9 protein-coding genes are annotated in these 17152 nt (G+C 65.8%); all 9 read right to left on the reverse strand.

Features of this window, described 5'->3' with window-relative positions; translation table 11 throughout:
- Positions 1–2013, reverse strand: a 2013-nt coding sequence (locus AC06E6_RS08320; protein WP_478060957.1) for a M14 family metallopeptidase, incomplete at its 3' end; no start/stop codon positions are given.
- A 408-nt stretch (positions 2014–2421) separates the two neighbouring features.
- Complete coding sequence (gene tuf, locus AC06E6_RS08325; protein ID WP_056931948.1) at positions 2422–3612, reverse strand: elongation factor Tu; 1191 nt, start codon at positions 3610–3612, stop codon at positions 2422–2424.
- Positions 3613–3666: 54 nt separating this feature from the next.
- Positions 3667–5796 carry an elongation factor G gene (gene fusA, locus AC06E6_RS08330; RefSeq protein WP_161613296.1) on the reverse strand — a complete coding sequence of 710 codons (2130 nt, stop codon included), beginning with the start codon at positions 5794–5796 and terminating at the stop codon, positions 3667–3669.
- A gap of 139 nt (positions 5797–5935) precedes the next feature.
- Positions 5936–6403 (reverse strand): 30S ribosomal protein S7, encoded by a 468-nt coding sequence (gene rpsG / locus AC06E6_RS08335; RefSeq protein WP_104938134.1) that lies wholly within the window; start codon positions 6401–6403, stop codon positions 5936–5938.
- A 12-nt stretch (positions 6404–6415) separates the two neighbouring features.
- Positions 6416–6790, reverse strand: coding sequence for a 30S ribosomal protein S12 (gene rpsL / locus AC06E6_RS08340; protein WP_004145320.1), 375 nt, complete (start codon positions 6788–6790; stop codon positions 6416–6418).
- A gap of 250 nt (positions 6791–7040) precedes the next feature.
- Positions 7041–11267, reverse strand: coding sequence for a DNA-directed RNA polymerase subunit beta' (gene rpoC / locus AC06E6_RS08345; protein WP_161613295.1), 4227 nt, complete (start codon positions 11265–11267; stop codon positions 7041–7043).
- 90 nt (positions 11268–11357) lie between these two features.
- A complete protein-coding gene (gene rpoB / locus AC06E6_RS08350; RefSeq protein WP_240211779.1) occupies positions 11358–15551 on the reverse strand; it encodes a DNA-directed RNA polymerase subunit beta in 4194 nt (1397 codons plus the stop codon).
- A 308-nt stretch (positions 15552–15859) separates the two neighbouring features.
- Positions 15860–16228, reverse strand: coding sequence for a 50S ribosomal protein L7/L12 (gene rplL, locus AC06E6_RS08355; RefSeq protein ID WP_054663288.1), 369 nt, complete (start codon positions 16226–16228; stop codon positions 15860–15862).
- Between the two features lie 63 nt (positions 16229–16291).
- Positions 16292–16825, reverse strand: a complete 534-nt coding sequence (gene rplJ / locus AC06E6_RS08360; protein ID WP_240211780.1) for a 50S ribosomal protein L10 — start codon at positions 16823–16825, stop codon at positions 16292–16294.
- Positions 16826–17152 lie beyond the last annotated feature (327 nt).

Here is a 17152-nt window from a genome sequence, read left to right on the forward strand (position 1 = left end):
ATAGTCGAAGCCGAAGCTGTCCAGGACCAGCCGGGTCCAACCGGACACCATGGAGCCGCCGTAGTGGTCCCACAGCGCGATCCGCGGCGCCTTCACCGGCACGCCGCCAGTGACGCGCCGGTCGGCGGCAAGCGCCCGCACGCCGGTCCCGCACAGGGCGGCGGCCAGCGCGTCGGGCGCGGCCGCCGGCACGAAGAAGGCGCCATCGCGGTCCTGCAGGCGCCGCACCGGCACGCCCGCCTTCAGCAGGCGATTGACCGCGATCACGCTGTTGTTGGCACGCGCATCGAGCAGGTAGCCATTGGCCGAGCCCGGCACCGGCACATCGGCCGGCACCTGCAGCTGCCCGGCCGGCAGCGCCTCGAAGGGGCCGTCGAAGCCCTCCAGCACGCGGTCGAAGGCCACGCCCATCTGGAAGGCCAGCGTCCAGCCGGCCGAGTCGTAGGGCGCGATCGGCGGGCCGCCCTCGTACTCGAAGTCATGTGGATGGTCCTGCGGCTCGAACATGTCCAGCACGTGTGGCCGGAAGGCCTGGTCGGCCCGGACCACGAACGAGCCGGCCGGGTACCGGCGGCCGGCCACCGCGAACGGCCGGCTGGCGCGCGACACCTCCACACCCGCCAGCTGCAGCGCATTGACGAAGGCCGTCGCGGTCGGGAAGTCCGCCTGGTCGGCCGGAATGATGTAGCCGCGCGGATCCCGCTGGTCCGGACTGCGCAGCAGCGCGTCGACCTGGGCGGCATCAAGCTCCGTGGCAGGCTTTCCGTCCTTGCCGGCCGCGACGCGGGCGGCGGCCAGCGCACTCGGGCGCGGGGTCCAGGTGTCGCGGCTGCCGCGCTCGATGGCGTTGCGGCCCATGCGGTAGATGTTCCACAGCAGCTGTTCGCGATTGCGCGAGGCATAGTCCAGCAACGCCCAGTTGGCGGTCAGGCTGTAGTCGATGGACTGGCGGAAATGCCAGGTCTGCGCCGGCACCGGTGCCGGCAGGTTGCTGTCCGGCAGCTGCCGCTCGGGCAGGAACGGGATCTGCATCGGCGTCGGGTTGCCGGTGATCTCGGTCAGCACGCCGAGCATGTTGTGGAAGTACGGCATGGTGCGCAGGCCGCCATTCCACCAGGTGGAATACACGCTGCCACCCTTGGACACCGCGCCGGGCTTGCCCTCCTGCAGGTAACGCAGGTTCATCGCCGAGCCCAGCGCTTCCAGCCCGACCGGGATCATCGCGTCGATGTTGTAGTTGTACGGGTCGCGGTACGGCGGGATCACGATGACCGTGCCCTTGGGCGAGGTCTGGTGGTGGTTGTAGACGATCTGCGGGTACCAGCGCGTGTACATGGCCAGGTTGAGGTTGCGCGTTTCCTGCAGCGCGGCCATGTAGAAGTCGCGGTTGTTGTCGTGCCCGGCGTACTTCTGGTACAGGCGCGGCGGCTTGTCGAGCACGCGCTTGGCCGGCACCGGCTCGCGCATGTACCAGTCCGAGTACAGCTCCTGTCCGTCCGGGTTGGCGTGGACCAGCAGGATGATGGTGTCGTCGAGGATCCGGCGGGTCTCGGCATCGTCGCGGCTGGCCAGCTGCCACACGGTCTCGATCAGCTGGTGCGCACCGACCGTTTCGTTGGCATGCAGGCCGCCGTCGATCCACACCACCGCCTTGCCCTGCTCCGCCAGCCCGCGCGCGACCGCGGCGTCGTCGCGTGCCCGCGCCAGTCGCTCGGAGATGGCGCGGTACTCGTCGAGGCGCGCCAGGTTGGCCGGCGCCGAAGCGATCAGCATCAGCTGCGGGCGCCCTTCCGACGTCCTGCCCAGCTCCACCAGCCGGAAGCGGTCCGACGTGGCCGCGACCTTGCGGAAATAGGCTTCGGTCTGGGTGTAGTTGGCGAGCATGTAGTCATCGCCGATGGTGAAGCCGAAGTGCTCCTTCGGTGCCGGCACCGCCGCCTGCGCCACCGCCGCGAACGCCGCCAGCGCCACTGCAAGCGCCCGGCGCCGCCCCTGTCCCACTGCTCGCAACATCCGTCTTCTCCTCGCGTTTGTCCTGCCGGCGGCCGACACCGCCACATGCGGCACCTTAGGGGCATCCATCGCCGGATTCACGTAGCGAAGGTCATGCCGGCCGTACCGGATTGCGGCGCGCCGTGCGCACCCCATGGATACAAGAGCGGGGAAGCGGGCGTTTTCCGCCATCGGCGACCGCAGGGCGCGGCACCCGGCGTGAGCGCCGCCCGCGCCCAGGCGCCACGCCCGCATCCGCCGCTTCGGACATGGGCCGGGCAGCCGTCCAGCCGGGCGCAGCCGCCTGCGCCTGCCGGCAACGCCGTGCGCACGCCCCGGCAAGATCGCCGGCATCCGGCCGCGGCAACGAAAAAGGGCGGCCCGGAGGCCGCCCTTGTCCGACGCTCCCCGCGAACGGGAAAAGCGCGATTACTTGGTGATCTTGGCGACGACGCCGGCACCGACGGTGCGGCCGCCTTCGCGGATGGCGAAGCGCAGGCCTTCGTCCATCGCCACCGGGTTGATCAGCGTGACCGACATCTTCACGTTGTCGCCCGGCATCACCATCTCGACGCCCTCCGGCAGCTGCACGGCGCCGGTGATGTCGGTGGTACGGAAGTAGAACTGCGGACGGTAGCCCTTGAAGAACGGGGTGTGACGGCCACCTTCGTCCTTGGACAGCACGTACACCTCGGCTTCGAACTCGGTGTGCGGGGTGATCGAACCCGGCTTGGCCAGCACCTGGCCGCGCTCCACGTCGTCACGCTTGGTGCCGCGCAGCAGCAGGCCCGCGTTGTCGCCCGCCTGGCCCTGGTCCAGCAGCTTGCGGAACATTTCCACGCCGGTGACGGTGGTCTTCTGGGTCGGACGGATGCCGACGATTTCGATTTCGTCACCCACCTTGATGATGCCGCGCTCGATACGGCCGGTCACCACGGTGCCACGGCCCGAGATCGAGAACACGTCTTCCACCGGCATCAGGAACGGCTTGTCGATGTCGCGCTCCGGGGTCGGGATCCAGCTGTCCAGGGCATCGACCAGCTTCAGGATCGCCGGCACGCCGATGTCGCTCTGGTCGCCTTCCAGCGCCAGACGGGCCGAACCGTGCACGATCGGGGTGTCATCGCCCGGGAAGTCGTACTTGCTCAGCAGCTCGCGCACTTCCATCTCGACCAGCTCGAGCAGCTCGGCGTCGTCCACCATGTCGGCCTTGTTCAGGAACACGACGATGTACGGCACGCCGACCTGGCGCGACAGCAGGATGTGCTCGCGGGTCTGCGGCATCGGGCCGTCGGCGGCCGAGCACACCAGGATCGCGCCGTCCATCTGCGCCGCACCGGTGATCATGTTCTTCACGTAGTCGGCGTGGCCCGGGCAGTCCACGTGGGCGTAGTGGCGGGTCGCGGATTCATACTCGACGTGCGCGGTCGAGATCGTGATGCCACGCGCCTTCTCTTCCGGCGCGGCGTCGATCGAGGAGTAGTCCTTGAACTCGCCACCGAAACGCTCGGCACCGATCTTGGTCAGCGCGGCGGTCAGCGTGGTCTTGCCATGGTCGACGTGGCCGATGGTGCCGACGTTGACGTGCGGCTTGGTACGCTCGAACTTACCCTTGGACATTTTGATATTCCTTGATTAGCTGAAAGTTGTGTGGAGAACCTGAGCCCCGCGGGCTCAGGCCTTCTTGATGACGGTTTCGGCGATGTTGTTCGGCGCCGGCTCGTAGTGGTCGAACTCCATCGAGAACGTGGCGCGACCCTGGGTCATCGAACGCAGCTGGGTGGCGTAACCGAACATTTCGCCCAGCGGGATCATCGCATTGATGACAACGCCCGAAACGCTGGTGTCCGAACCCTGCAGCACGCCGCGGCGACGGCTCACGTCGCCCATCACGTCGCCCTGGTAGTCCTCCGGGGTCACGATCTCGACCTTCATGATCGGCTCCAGCAGCACCGGCTTGGCCTTGGCGAAGCCCTGCTTGAACGCCATCGAGGCGGCCAGCTTGAACGCCATTTCCGAGGAGTCGACGTCGTGGTACGAACCGAACACCAGCTTGACCTTCACGTCCACCACCGGGAAGCCGGCCAGCGGGCCGCTGGTGATGGTCTCGCGCAGGCCCTTTTCAACCGACGGGATGAATTCCTTCGGAATCACGCCACCGGTGATCTCGTTCAGGAACAGGAAGTCGTCCTTGATGTCGGCGCCGTGCTTCTCGCGGTCGGCGGCGGTGATCGGGGACATCTCGATCACGACGTGACCGTACTGGCCCTTACCACCGGACTGCTTGGCGTGCTTGTAATCCGACTTCACGTCCGCGGCCTGGATGGTTTCGCGGTACGCGACCTGCGGCTTGCCGACGTTGGCCTCGACGTTGAACTCGCGCTTCAGGCGGTCGACGATGATGTCCAGGTGCAGCTCGCCCATGCCCGAGATGATCGTCTGGCCCGACTCTTCGTCGGTCTTGACGCGGAACGACGGGTCTTCCTGCGCCAGACGGCCCAGGGCCATGCCCATCTTTTCCTGGTCGGACTTGGTCTTCGGCTCGACCGCCATGGAGATCACCGGCTCCGGGAACGCCATGCGCTCCAGGACGATCGGGGCGTCGATGGCGCACAGGGTGTCACCGGTGGTGACGTCCTTCAGGCCCACCGCCGCGGCGATGTCGCCGGCCAGCACTTCCTTGATCTCTTCGCGGTTGTTGGAGTGCATCTGCAGCACGCGGCCGATGCGCTCCTTCTTGTTGCGCACCGAGTTCAGCACCTGGTCGCCGGCGTTCAGCACGCCCGAGTAGACGCGGAAGAAGGTCAGCGAACCCACGAACGGGTCGGTCATGATCTTGAACGCCAGCGCCGAGAACGGGGCCTTGTCGCTGGATTCGCGCGACATTTCCTTGCTCTCGTCGTCGATGTCGGTGCCCTTGACCGCCGGCACGTCGACCGGCGACGGCAGCAGCTTGATGACGCCGTCGAGCATGGCCTGCACGCCCTTGTTCTTGAACGCCGAGCCGCAGAACATCGGCACGATCTCGGTCGCCAGCGTACGGATACGCAGGGCGTTGTAGATCTCGTCCTCGGTCAGCTCCTCGCCGCCCAGGTACTTCTCCATCAGCTCTTCGCTGGCTTCGGCGGCCGACTCGACCATGAACGCGCGCGCTTCCTCGGCCTGGGCCTGCAGCTCGGCCGGGATGTCGCGGTACTCGAAGCTCATGCCCTGGGACTTCTCGTCCCACGCGATGGCCTTCATCTTCACCAGGTCGACCACGCCCTGGAAGTTGTCCTCGGCACCCACCGGGATCTGCATCGGCACCGGCACGGCGCCCAGGCGGGCCTTCAGCTGGTCACGGACCTTGAAGAAGTTGGCGCCGGTGCGGTCCATCTTGTTGACGAACGCGATGCGCGGCACGTGGTACTTGTTGGCCTGGCGCCACACCGTCTCGGACTGCGGCTGCACGCCACCGACGGCGCACAGCACGAACACCGCGCCGTCGAGCACGCGCAGCGAACGCTCGACTTCGATGGTGAAGTCGACGTGCCCGGGGGTATCGATGATGTTGAAGCGGTGCTCCGGCATGGACTTGTCCATGCCCTTCCAGAACGCGGTGGTGGCAGCGGACTGGATCGTGATGCCACGCTCCTGCTCCTGCTCCATCCAGTCCATGGTGGCGGCGCCATCGTGCACCTCACCCAGCTTGTGGCTCTTGCCGGTGTAGAACAGGATGCGCTCGGACGTGGTGGTCTTGCCGGCATCGATGTGGGCCATGATGCCGAAGTTGCGGTAACGCTCGATGGGAGTGGTGCGGGCCACGGGGAGCCTCTCAGATTTTTCGGATTTCGGAATGGCCGAACGCCGCCTTTCGGCGGCCTTCGGGTTGACGCGGCGATTCTGTCACCGCGAGGTGACACCCAGATGGTGTCACCGGCCTGTGTTCACAAGGCCTTCAAACTCACCAGCGGTAGTGCGCGAACGCCTTGTTCGCTTCCGCCATGCGGTGGGTTTCTTCACGCTTCTTGATGGCGCCGCCACGGTTTTCCGAGGCGTCCAGCAGCTCGGCGGCCAGCTTGCGCGGCATCGAGTTCTCGCCGCGCTTGCGGGCCGACTCGATCAGCCAGCGCATGGCCAGCGCCATCTTGCGCGAGGCGCGCACTTCGACCGGCACCTGGTAGGTGGCGCCGCCGACGCGGCGCGACTTCACTTCGACGGCCGGAGCCACGTTGTCCAGCGCCTTCTGCACCAGCTCGATGGCATTCGGATTCTTTTCGCCGATCACGTCCATGGCGCCGTACACGATCTTCTCGGCGACCGACTTCTTGCCGCTCTGCATGACCATGTTGATGAAGCGGGCGATGGTTTCGCTTCCGTGCTTCGGATCGGGCAGGACGGAACGCTGCGGAGTATTACCCTTACGCGACATAGTGCTCTCTCCTTAGGCCTTCGGACGCTTGGCGCCGTACTTGGAACGGGCCTGGCGACGCTTGGCGACGCCGGCGGCGTCGAGCGAGCCGCGAACGGTGTGGTAACGCACACCCGGCAGGTCCTTGACGCGACCGCCGCGGATCAGGACCACGGAGTGCTCCTGCAGGTTGTGGCCTTCACCACCGATGTAGGAAATGACCTCTTCCTGGTTGGTCAGGCGGACCTTGGCAACCTTGCGCAGAGCCGAGTTCGGCTTCTTCGGGGTGGTGGTGTAGACACGGGTGCAGACGCCACGGCGCTGCGGGCACTTGTCGAGCGCCGGCGAGGCACTCTTGTAGGTGGTCGCTTGCCGCGGCTTGCGGACCAGCTGGTTGATCGTCGCCATCAGTAGGTTCTTCTGATTGGGGCCGCAAAAACGGCCAGATGCGGAAAATGGAAAGCAGGCCCGAAATTCAGGCCTGCCGAGACAGACGATTGTAGCAACCCGTCCAGAACGCAGTCAAACGCGTCCCTTCCAGGCCAGCCCTGATCCCGGGCCGTTACAGGGGGGCCTCCATGTACCCCGTTCAGGTTGAACCACCGGCCCGGGCGGACCGGCGGTTCTTCAAAGCGCCCGGCCAATGGCCGGACCTACCTCACTCCTCGCCGCCTGCAGCCTGTTCAGCTTCAGCCGACGCAACCTCCGACTCGACCGCCACTGCCGTACCGGCCAGGGTCTCGATCTCCGACTCGGTCAGGCCGGAGGCGCCGCGACGGCGCTTGGTGTGGTACGCAAGACCGGTACCCGCCGGAATCAGGCGGCCGACGATCACGTTTTCCTTCAGGCCGCGCAGGTTGTCCGCGGTGCCGCGCACGGCCGCCTCGGTCAGCACGCGGGTGGTCTCCTGGAACGACGCCGCCGAGATGAACGACTCGGTCGCCAGCGAGGCCTTGGTGATGCCCAGCAGCACTGGCTCGAAGCGGGCCGGCAGCTCGTTGCGGGTCACCAGCTTGGCATTTTCCTCGATCACGCGCTGGCGCTCGGCCTGCTCGCCATTGAGGAACTTGCTGCCGCCCTGGTCGACGATCTCGACCTTGCGCAGCATCTGGCGCGAGATCACTTCGATGTGCTTGTCGTTGATCTTCACGCCCTGCAGGCGGTAAACGTCCTGGATTTCCTTGACCAGGTAGCGCGCCAGCTCCTCCACGCCCTTCAGGCGCAGGATGTCCTGCGGGCTCGGCTCGCCGTCCACGATGGTTTCACCGCGGCTGACGTGCTCGCCTTCGAACACGATGATCTGGCGGTACTTCGGAATCAGCTCCTCGTGCTCGGAACCATCGGTGTCCTTGATGATCAGGCGCTGCTTGCCCTTGGTGTCCTTGCCGAAGCTGATGATGCCCGAACGCTCGGCCAGGATCGCCGGATCCTTCGGCTTGCGCGCCTCGAACAGGTCGGCCACGCGCGGCAGGCCACCGGTGATGTCGCGGGTCTTGGACGCTTCCTGCGGGATCTTGGCGACCACGTCGCCCACGCCCACCGGGGCGCCGTCCTGCAGGTTGACGATCGAGCGCGGCGGCAGCAGGTACTGCGCCGGCAGGTCGGTGCCCGGGATGGTCAGGTCGTTGCCCTTGGCATCGACGATGCGCACCAGCGGACGCAGGTCCTTGGCCTGCGAGCCACGGCGCTTGGGATCGGTGATCTCGCGCGAGGCCAGGCCGGTCAGCTCGTCGGTCTTCTCGATGACGGTGACGCCGTCGATGAAGTCGATGAAGCGGATGAAGCCGGCCACTTCCGACACGATCGGGTGGTTGTGCGGATCCCAGTTGGCCACGGTCTGGCCGGCCTTGATCTCGGCACCGTCCTTGACCGTGATGGTGGCACCGTACGGCAGCTTGTAGCGCTCGCGCTCGCGGCCGTGGGCGTCGAGCACCGACACTTCGCCCGAACGCGACACCGCCACCAGCGAACCGTTGGCGTGGTCGACGTGCTTGAGGTTGTTGAACTTCACCGAACCGGTGGTCTTGACGGTGATGTTGTCCACCGCCGCCGCACGCGATGCCGCGCCACCGATGTGGAACGTACGCATGGTCAGCTGGGTACCCGGCTCACCGATCGACTGCGCGGCGATGACGCCGACCGCTTCGCCGATGTTGACCAGGTGGCCACGGGCCAGGTCGCGGCCGTAGCAGCGCGAGCACACGCCGAACGAGCTTTCGCAGGTGATGGTCGAGCGCACCTTGATCGACTGCACGCCGGCGTCCTCGAGCTTCTGCACCCAGGCTTCGTCGAGCAGCGTGTTGCGGGTGACGATCGGATCCTCGTCGTTGCCCGGCAGGAACACGTCCTCGGCCACGACGCGGCCCAGCACGCGGTCCTTCAGCGGCTCGACCACGTCGCCGCCTTCCACGATCGGGGTCATGGTCAGGCCATCGACGGTGCCGCAGTCGACTTCGGTGATCACCACGTCCTGCGCCACGTCGACCAGGCGGCGGGTCAGGTAACCGGAGTTCGCGGTCTTCAGCGCGGTATCGGCCAGACCCTTACGGGCACCGTGGGTGGAGTTGAAGTACTCCTGCACGTTCAGGCCTTCGCGGAAGTTCGCCTTGATGGGCGTCTCGATGATCGAGCCATCCGGACGGGCCATCAGGCCACGCATGCCGGCCAGCTGGCGGATCTGCGCCTGGCTACCACGGGCGCCGGAGTCGGCCATGATGTACAGCGAGTTCATCGACTTCTGGTCGACCAGCTTGCCCTCGGCGTCCTCGACCTTTTCGGTACCGATGGTTTCCATCATCGCCTTGGCGATGCGCTCGTTGGTACGCGACCAGATGTCGACCACCTTGTTGTAGCGCTCGCCGGCGGTGACCAGGCCCGACTGGTACTGCTCCTGGATTTCCAGCACTTCCTGCTCGGCTTCGCCCAGGATGCCCTTCTTCTCGTCCGGGATCAGCATGTCGTCGATGCCGATCGACACGCCGGCGCGGGTCGCGTAGGCGTAGCCGGTGTACATCAGCTTGTCGGCGAACACCACGGTGTCCTTCAGGCCGAGCAGACGGTAGCTCTGGTTGATCAGGCGCGAGATGTTCTTCTTGGTCATCTCGGTGTTGCACAGCTCGAACGGCAGGCCCTCGGGCATGATCTCGCTCAGCAGCGCACGGCCGACGGTCGTGTCCTGGATCGAGGTCCTGCTGACCTTGTTGCCCTGTTCGTCGCGCTCGACCTGGGTGATGCGCACCTTGACCTTGGCGTGCAGCTCGACCACGCGGTTGTCGTAGGCGCGCTTCACTTCGTTGGTGTTGGCGAACACCATGCCCTCGCCCTTCTTGTTGATCAGGGCGCGGCTGAGGTAGTACAGGCCCAACACCACGTCCTGCGACGGCACGATGATCGGCTCGCCGTTGGCCGGCGACAGGATGTTGTTGGTGGACATCATCAGCGCACGCGCTTCCAGCTGGGCTTCCAGCGAAAGCGGCACGTGCACGGCCATCTGGTCACCGTCGAAGTCGGCGTTGAACGCGGTGCAGACCAGCGGGTGCAGCTGGATCGCCTTGCCTTCGATCAGCAGCGGCTCGAACGCCTGGATGCCGAGGCGGTGCAGGGTCGGCGCGCGGTTCAGCAGCACCGGATGCTCGCGGATGACTTCTTCCAGGATGTCCCAGACCTCGCCTTCCTCGCGCTCGACCAGCTTCTTGGCGGCCTTGATGGTGGTGGCCAGGCCGCGACGCTGCAGCTTGGCGAACACGAACGGCTTGAACAGCTCCAGCGCCATCTTCTTCGGCAGGCCGCACTGGTGCAGCTTCAGGTACGGACCGACGGTGATCACCGAACGGCCGGAGTAGTCCACGCGCTTGCCGAGCAGGTTCTGGCGGAAGCGACCCTGCTTGCCCTTGATCATGTCGGCCAGCGACTTGAGCGGGCGCTTGTTGGTGCCGGTGATGGCACGGCCGCGGCGGCCGTTGTCCAGCAGCGCGTCAACCGATTCCTGCAGCATGCGCTTTTCGTTGCGCACGATGATGTCCGGCGCGTTGAGCTCCAGCAGGCGGCGCAGGCGGTTGTTGCGGTTGATGACGCGGCGGTACAGGTCGTTCAGGTCGGAGGTCGCGAAGCGGCCACCGTCCAGCGGCACCAGCGGGCGCAGGTCCGGCGGCAGCACCGGCAGCACGGTCATGACCATCCATTCCGGACGGTTGCCCGATTCCAGGAAGGCCTCGACCAGCTTGATGCGCTTGGTCAGGCGCTTGAGCTTGGTTTCCGAACCGGTGGAGGCGATCTCCTCCTTCAGCTTCACCATCTCGGCCTGCAGGTCGATGGTGCGCAGCAGCTCGTACACGGCCTCGGCGCCCATGGCGGCGTCGAAGTCGTCACCGTGCTCCTGGCGCGCCTGCAGGTACTGCTCTTCAGTCAGCAGCTGGCGGCGCTCCAGGGCGGTCAGGCCCGGCTCGGTCACCACGTACGCTTCGAAGTACAGCACGCGCTCGATGTCGCGCAGGGTCATGTCCAGCATCAGGCCGATGCGCGACGGCAGCGACTTGAGGAACCAGATGTGCGCGACCGGCGAAGCCAGGTCGATGTGGCCCATGCGCTCGCGGCGCACCTTGGCCAGGGTCACTTCGGTGCCGCACTTCTCGCACACGACGCCGCGGTGCTTCATGCGCTTGTACTTGCCGCACAGGCACTCGTAGTCCTTCACCGGGCCGAAGATGGCGGCGCAGAACAGGCCGTCGCGTTCCGGCTTGAAGGTGCGGTAATTGATGGTTTCCGGCTTCTTCACCTCGCCGAAGGACCAGGAGCGGATCAGGTCCGGCGAAGCCAGGCCGATCTTGATCGCGTCGAAGTCCAGCGTCTGGCGCTGCTGGTTGAAGAGATTGAGCAGGTCTTTCATGGTGTTCTCCGAAAGGAGGAATGCTGTGTCGATGGGCTGTCAGGGCGCTGCCGGCGGCGCCGCCGCATCACTGCGGCGGCGCCTGCTCGATCAGTTGTCTTCCAGTTCCATGTTGATGGCCAGGGAGCGGATTTCCTTCACCAGCACGTTGAAGGACTCCGGCATGCCCGCGACCATCTCGTGCTCGCCGTCGACGATGTTCTTGTACATCTGGTTGCGGCCCTGCACGTCGTCGGACTTCACCGTCAGCATTTCCTGCAGGGTGTAGGCCGCGCCGTAGGCTTCCAGCGCCCAGACTTCCATCTCACCGAAGCGCTGGCCGCCGAACTGCGCCTTGCCGCCCAGCGGCTGCTGGGTGACGAGCGAGTACGGACCGGTCGAACGGGCGTGCATCTTGTCGTCGACCAGGTGGTTCAGCTTCAGGTAGTGCATGTAGCCGACGGTGGTCTTGCGGTCGAACGCCTCGCCGGTGCGGCCGTCGTACAGCTGCATCTGCGTCTTGCTGGCGTTGAAGCCCAGCTGCTCGGTGTCCTTGTCGCCATCCGGGTATGCCAGGTTCAGCATCTCGCGGATCTCGTCCTCGTGCGCGCCGTCGAACACCGGGGTCGCCATCGGCACGCCGTCGGTCAGGTTCCTGGCCAGCGCCACCAGCTCCTCGTCGCTGAACTGCGACAGGTCGACGCGATCACCGGACAGCTTGCTGTCGTGGTTGTAGATCTTGCCGAGGAACTCGCGCAGCTCGCTCACCGCGCGCTGCTGCTCCAGCATCTTCTGGATGCGCTTGCCCAGGCCCTTGGCGGCCCAGCCCAGGTGCACTTCGAGGATCTGGCCGATGTTCATGCGCGACGGCACGCCCAGCGGGTTCAGGCAGATGTCCACCGAGGTACCGTCGGCCATGTACGGCATGTCCTCGACCGGCACCACGTTGGAGACCACACCCTTGTTGCCGTGGCGGCCTGCCATCTTGTCGCCCGGCTGGATGCGGCGCTTCACCGCCAGGAACACCTTGACCATCTTCAGCACGCCCGGGGCCAGATCGTCGCCCTGGGTGATCTTGCCGCGCTTGTCGGCGAAGCGGCGCTCGAACTCCTTCTCGTGCGCCTGGATCTGCTTCTGGGCGCGCTCGATGGCTTCCGAAGCGTCCTCGTCCTTCATGCGCAGGGTGAACCAGTCGGCCTTCTTCAGGCCGTCCAGGAAGGCGTCGGTGATGGTGTCGCCCTTCTTCAGGCCGGCACCGCCATTGGCCACCTTGCCCACGATCTGCGAACGCAGGCGCGCGTAGATCGCCGCTTCCAGGATGCGGAACTGGTCGTCGAAGTCCTTCTTGACGCGCTTGATCTCGTTCTCTTCGATCTGGCGCGCGCGCTTGTCCTTCTCGATGCCGTCGCGGGTGAAGACCTGCACGTCGATGACGGTGCCGTCCATGCCCGGCGGCACGCGCAGCGAGCTGTCCTTAACGTCGGACGCCTTCTCGCCGAAGATCGCGCGCAGCAGCTTCTCTTCCGGGGTCAGCTGGCTCTCGCCCTTCGGCGTGACCTTGCCCACCAGGATGTCGCCGGCGCGGACTTCCGCACCGATGTACACCACGCCGCTCTCGTCCAGGCGGTTCAGCGCCTGCTCGGAGACGTTCGGGATGTCGGCCGAGATTTCCTCCGGCCCCAGCTTGGTGTCGCGCGCGACGCAGGTCAGCTCCTCGATGTGGATCGTGGTGTAGCGATCCTCTTCCACCACGCGCTCGGAGAGCAGGATGGAGTCTTCGAAGTTGTAGCCGTTCCACGGCATGAACGCGATCAGCATGTTCTGGCCCAGGGCCAGTTCGCCGATGTCGGTCGACGGACCGTCGGCCAGCACGTCGCCGCGGGCGATGACGTCACCCACCTTCACCAGCGGACGCTGGTTGATGCAGGTGTTCTGGTTGGAGCGGGTGTACTTGATCAGGTTGTAGATATCGACGCCGGCGTCGGTGGCGTCGGTGATCTCGTTCTCGTTGACCTTGACCACGATGCGGCCGGCGTCGATCTGCACGATCTCGCCACCGCGACGGGCATTCACGGTCACGCCCGAGTCACGCGCCACGGCGCGCTCGATGCCGGTGCCGACCAGCGGCTTCTGCGCACGCAGGGTCGGAACGGCCTGGCGCTGCATGTTCGCGCCCATCAGTGCGCGGTTGGCGTCATCGTGCTCCAGGAACGGCACCAGCGCCGCGGCGACCGACACGGTCTGCATCGGCGAGACGTCCATGAAATGCACTTCCGCCGGCGGCTTCAGCAGCGACTCGCCCTGGTAACGGCACGGCACGAACTGCTCGGTGAGCATGTTCTTGGCATCGGTCAGGGCGTTGGCCTGGGCGATGACGTACTCGTTCTCCTCGATCGCCGACAGGTACTCGACGTCGTCGGTGACCTTGCCGTCCACGACCTTGCGGTACGGGGTCTCGAGGAAGCCGTACTGGTTGGTGCGGGCGAACACCGCCAGCGAGTTGATCAGGCCGATGTTCGGGCCTTCCGGGGTTTCGATGGTGCAGACGCGGCCGTAATGGGTCGGGTGCACGTCGCGCACTTCGAAGCCGGCGCGCTCGCGGGTCAGGCCGCCCGGGCCCAGTGCCGAGACGCGGCGCTTGTGGGTCACTTCCGACAGCGGGTTGTTCTGGTCCATGAACTGCGACAGCTGCGAGGAACCGAAGAATTCCTTGATGGCCGCGGCGACCGGCTTGGCGTTGATCAGCTCCTGCGGGGTCAGGCCTTCGGACTCGGCCATCGACAGGCGCTCCTTGACCGCGCGTTCGACGCGGACCAGGCCCACGCGGAACACGTTCTCGGCCATTTCGCCGACCGAACGCACGCGGCGGTTGCCCAGGTGGTCGATGTCGTCCACCACGCCACGGCCGTTGCGGATCTCGGTCAGGACCTTGATCACGTCGAGGATGTCCGAGCCGTCGCCGTGCGCGGAAACCAGGCGCTTGGACTCTTCGTCGTTGCGCTCGCCGAAGTACTTGCTGTCGTACAGCACGGCTTCGCCGGTGACTTCCTTGCGGCCGACGCGGCGGTTGAACTTCATGCGGCCGACCGTGGACAGGTCGTAGCGCTCGAAGGTGAAGAACAGGTTGTGGAACAGGTTCTGCGCGGCGTCCTTGGTCGGCGGCTCGCCCGGGCGCATCATGCGGTAGATCTCGACCAGGGCCTCGAGCTGGGTCTTGGTCGGGTCGATGCGCAGGGTGTTGGACAGGTACGGACCGCGGTCCAGGTCGTTCACCCACAGGGTGCCGACCGCGTCCACGCCGGCCTTGCGGAAGTTCTGCAGCTGCTCTTCGGTGATCTCGTCGTTGGCCTGGGCCAGCAGCTCGCCGGTGTTGGCGTCGACCACGTCGTGCGACAGGATGCGGCCGACCAGGTAGTCGTCCGGCACGGCCAGCGCGGCGATGCCCGAGGCCTGCAGCTGCTTGACGTGGCGCGCGGTGATGCGCTTGCCGGCTTCCACGATGACCTTGTCGCCATCGGCCAGGTCGAAGCCCAGGGTTTCACCGCGCAGGCGCTCGGCCACCAGCTCCAGCTGCACACCCTCGCCTTCCGGCAGGATGTGGAAGGTGTTGATGTCGAAGAACTCGTTGAGCATTTCTTCGTTGTTGTAGCCGAGCGCGCGCAGCAGGATCGACACCGGCAGCTTGCGGCGGCGGTCGATGCGGGTGAACAGCGCGTCCTTCGGGTCGAACTCGAAGTCCAGCCAGGAACCGCGGTAGGGAATGATGCGGGCGCTGTACAGCAGCTTGCCCGAGCTGTGGGTCTTGCCGCGGTCGTGGTCGAAGAACACGCCCGGCGAACGGTGCAGCTGCGACACGATGACGCGCTCGGTACCGTTGACGATGAAGGTGCCGTTGTCGGTCATCAGCGGGATTTCGCCGAGGTAGACCTCCTGCTCCTTCACGTACTTGATCGCCTTGGTGGACGATTCCTTGTCGTAGATGACCAGGCGCACGGTCACGCGCAGCGGCGCGCCGTAGCTCATGCCGCGCTGGCGGCACTCGCGCTCGTCGAACACCGGCTCGCCCAGCTTGTAGCCCACGTACTCCAGGGCGGCATTGCCGCTGTAGCTGGAGATCGGGAACACCGACTTCAGCGCGGCGTGCAGGCCGTGGTCGGAGCGCTTGGCCGGGTCAACGTTCTCCTGCAGGAACTCGCGGTACGAGTCGACCTGGATGGCGAGCAGGAACGGCACCTCGAGGATCGAGCGCTGCTTGCCGAAATCCTTGCGGATGCGCTTTTTTTCGGTGTACGAATAGGACGTCATGGGATCTTCCACCTTGTTGTGCGGGCCGTGCGTCCACGACCCGGAAGGGAACTTTTAAATTGTCAGTTGGAAGTCGCTGGTATTGCCGGCACCAGCACGCCTTCTCCCGCTACTTCCAACTGCCAACTCGTCTGCCTGCCGCCCTGCCCGCCGCGCGATGCGCGGGCCGGCCGGGGTTGGAACGCAGCCCGTGTTGGGCTTTTCACCGCACCGGGCATGCCCGGCTCTACAACGACCAAAGGCCGGGGGCTTTAGGCCCCCAGCCCTGGCTGCATCGCCGTGATTCGATGGCGACGCAAGGGAACTGCTTACTTCAGCTCGACGGTGGCGCCGGCGGCTTCCAGTTCCTTCTTGAACTTCTCGGCGTCTTCCTTCGAAGCGCCTTCCTTCACGACGCCACCGGCCTCGGCCAGATCCTTCGCTTCCTTCAGGCCCAGGCCGGTGATGGCGCGCACGGCCTTGATCACTTCGACCTTCTTGGCGCCGGCATCCTTCAGGATGACGTTGAACTCGGTCTGCTCTTCCACGGCAGCGGCCGGGCCGGCAGCGGCGACGGCCATGACCGGGGCAGCGGCGGAAACGCCGAACTTGTCTTCGATGGCCTTGACCAGCTCCATCACTTCCATCAGGGACTTCTCGGCGATGGCGTCGACGATCTGTTCGTTGGTAAGGGACATTTTGATTACCTTTGGAAAATATTCTGGGTTGAGGTTCTATTCAGAACCACGGAAACGTCGAACTCAGGCGGTTTCAGCGGCCGGCTCGGCAGCTTCGACAGCCGCACCACCGTTCTGCTTCTCACCAACAGCCTTGACGGCGCGCGCGAACATGGTGACCGGCTCGGTCAGGACGCGGGCCAGCATGGCCAGGGCCTGATCACGGGTCGGCAGCGATGCCAGCACATCGACGTGGCTCGGCGGGTAGACTTCGCCACCCACGGCCACGATCTTCGCCTGCAGCTTGTCGTTGCCCTTGGCGGCATCCTTGATCAGGCGACCGGCGGCGCCGGGCTCCTCGAGCGAAAACGCATACAGCAGCGGACCGACCATCTGGTCCTTAGCGACTGCGAAATCGGTGCCTTCGACGGCGCGCGCGGCCAGCGTGTTCTTGACAACCTTCAAGAAAACGCCGGTTTCGCGGGCCTGCTTGCGCATCGCGGTCATCTGGGCGACCGTGGTGCCAGCGTATTCGGCTGCGATCAAGGAGTGGGCCTTGGCGGCGACGTCTGCCAGTTCGGCGACTACTTCTTGCTTCTGGGACAGATTGAGAGCCATTGCACTCCTCCAATTGAACTCCGCTTACGGCTCCTGCCGTGTGCGGTCCTGTGCGGCATCCATCCTAGACGCCGGGAGCATCGGGGTGACGCTCCGGTGGTGGCCATTCCAGACCTGGAGTGTGCCGGCCCGGGGAATCCCAGACCTGCGTGAACCAGAAAAACTCCAGAAGGGCGGCACCATCTACGCAGGGTGATTCCGGGGAATCGATTAAGCGATCCCGCTATGCCGGCGGCGACTCCTTGCCAGATCGAGCGTCCGTGCCCGTCGCCGGTATGCGCTGACCGCGCCTGCGGTCTTTGACGGCTACCGGGCCGGAAAAACCGG

The organism is Stenotrophomonas sp. Steno-Z10-HUANG (genome assembly GCF_056393075.1).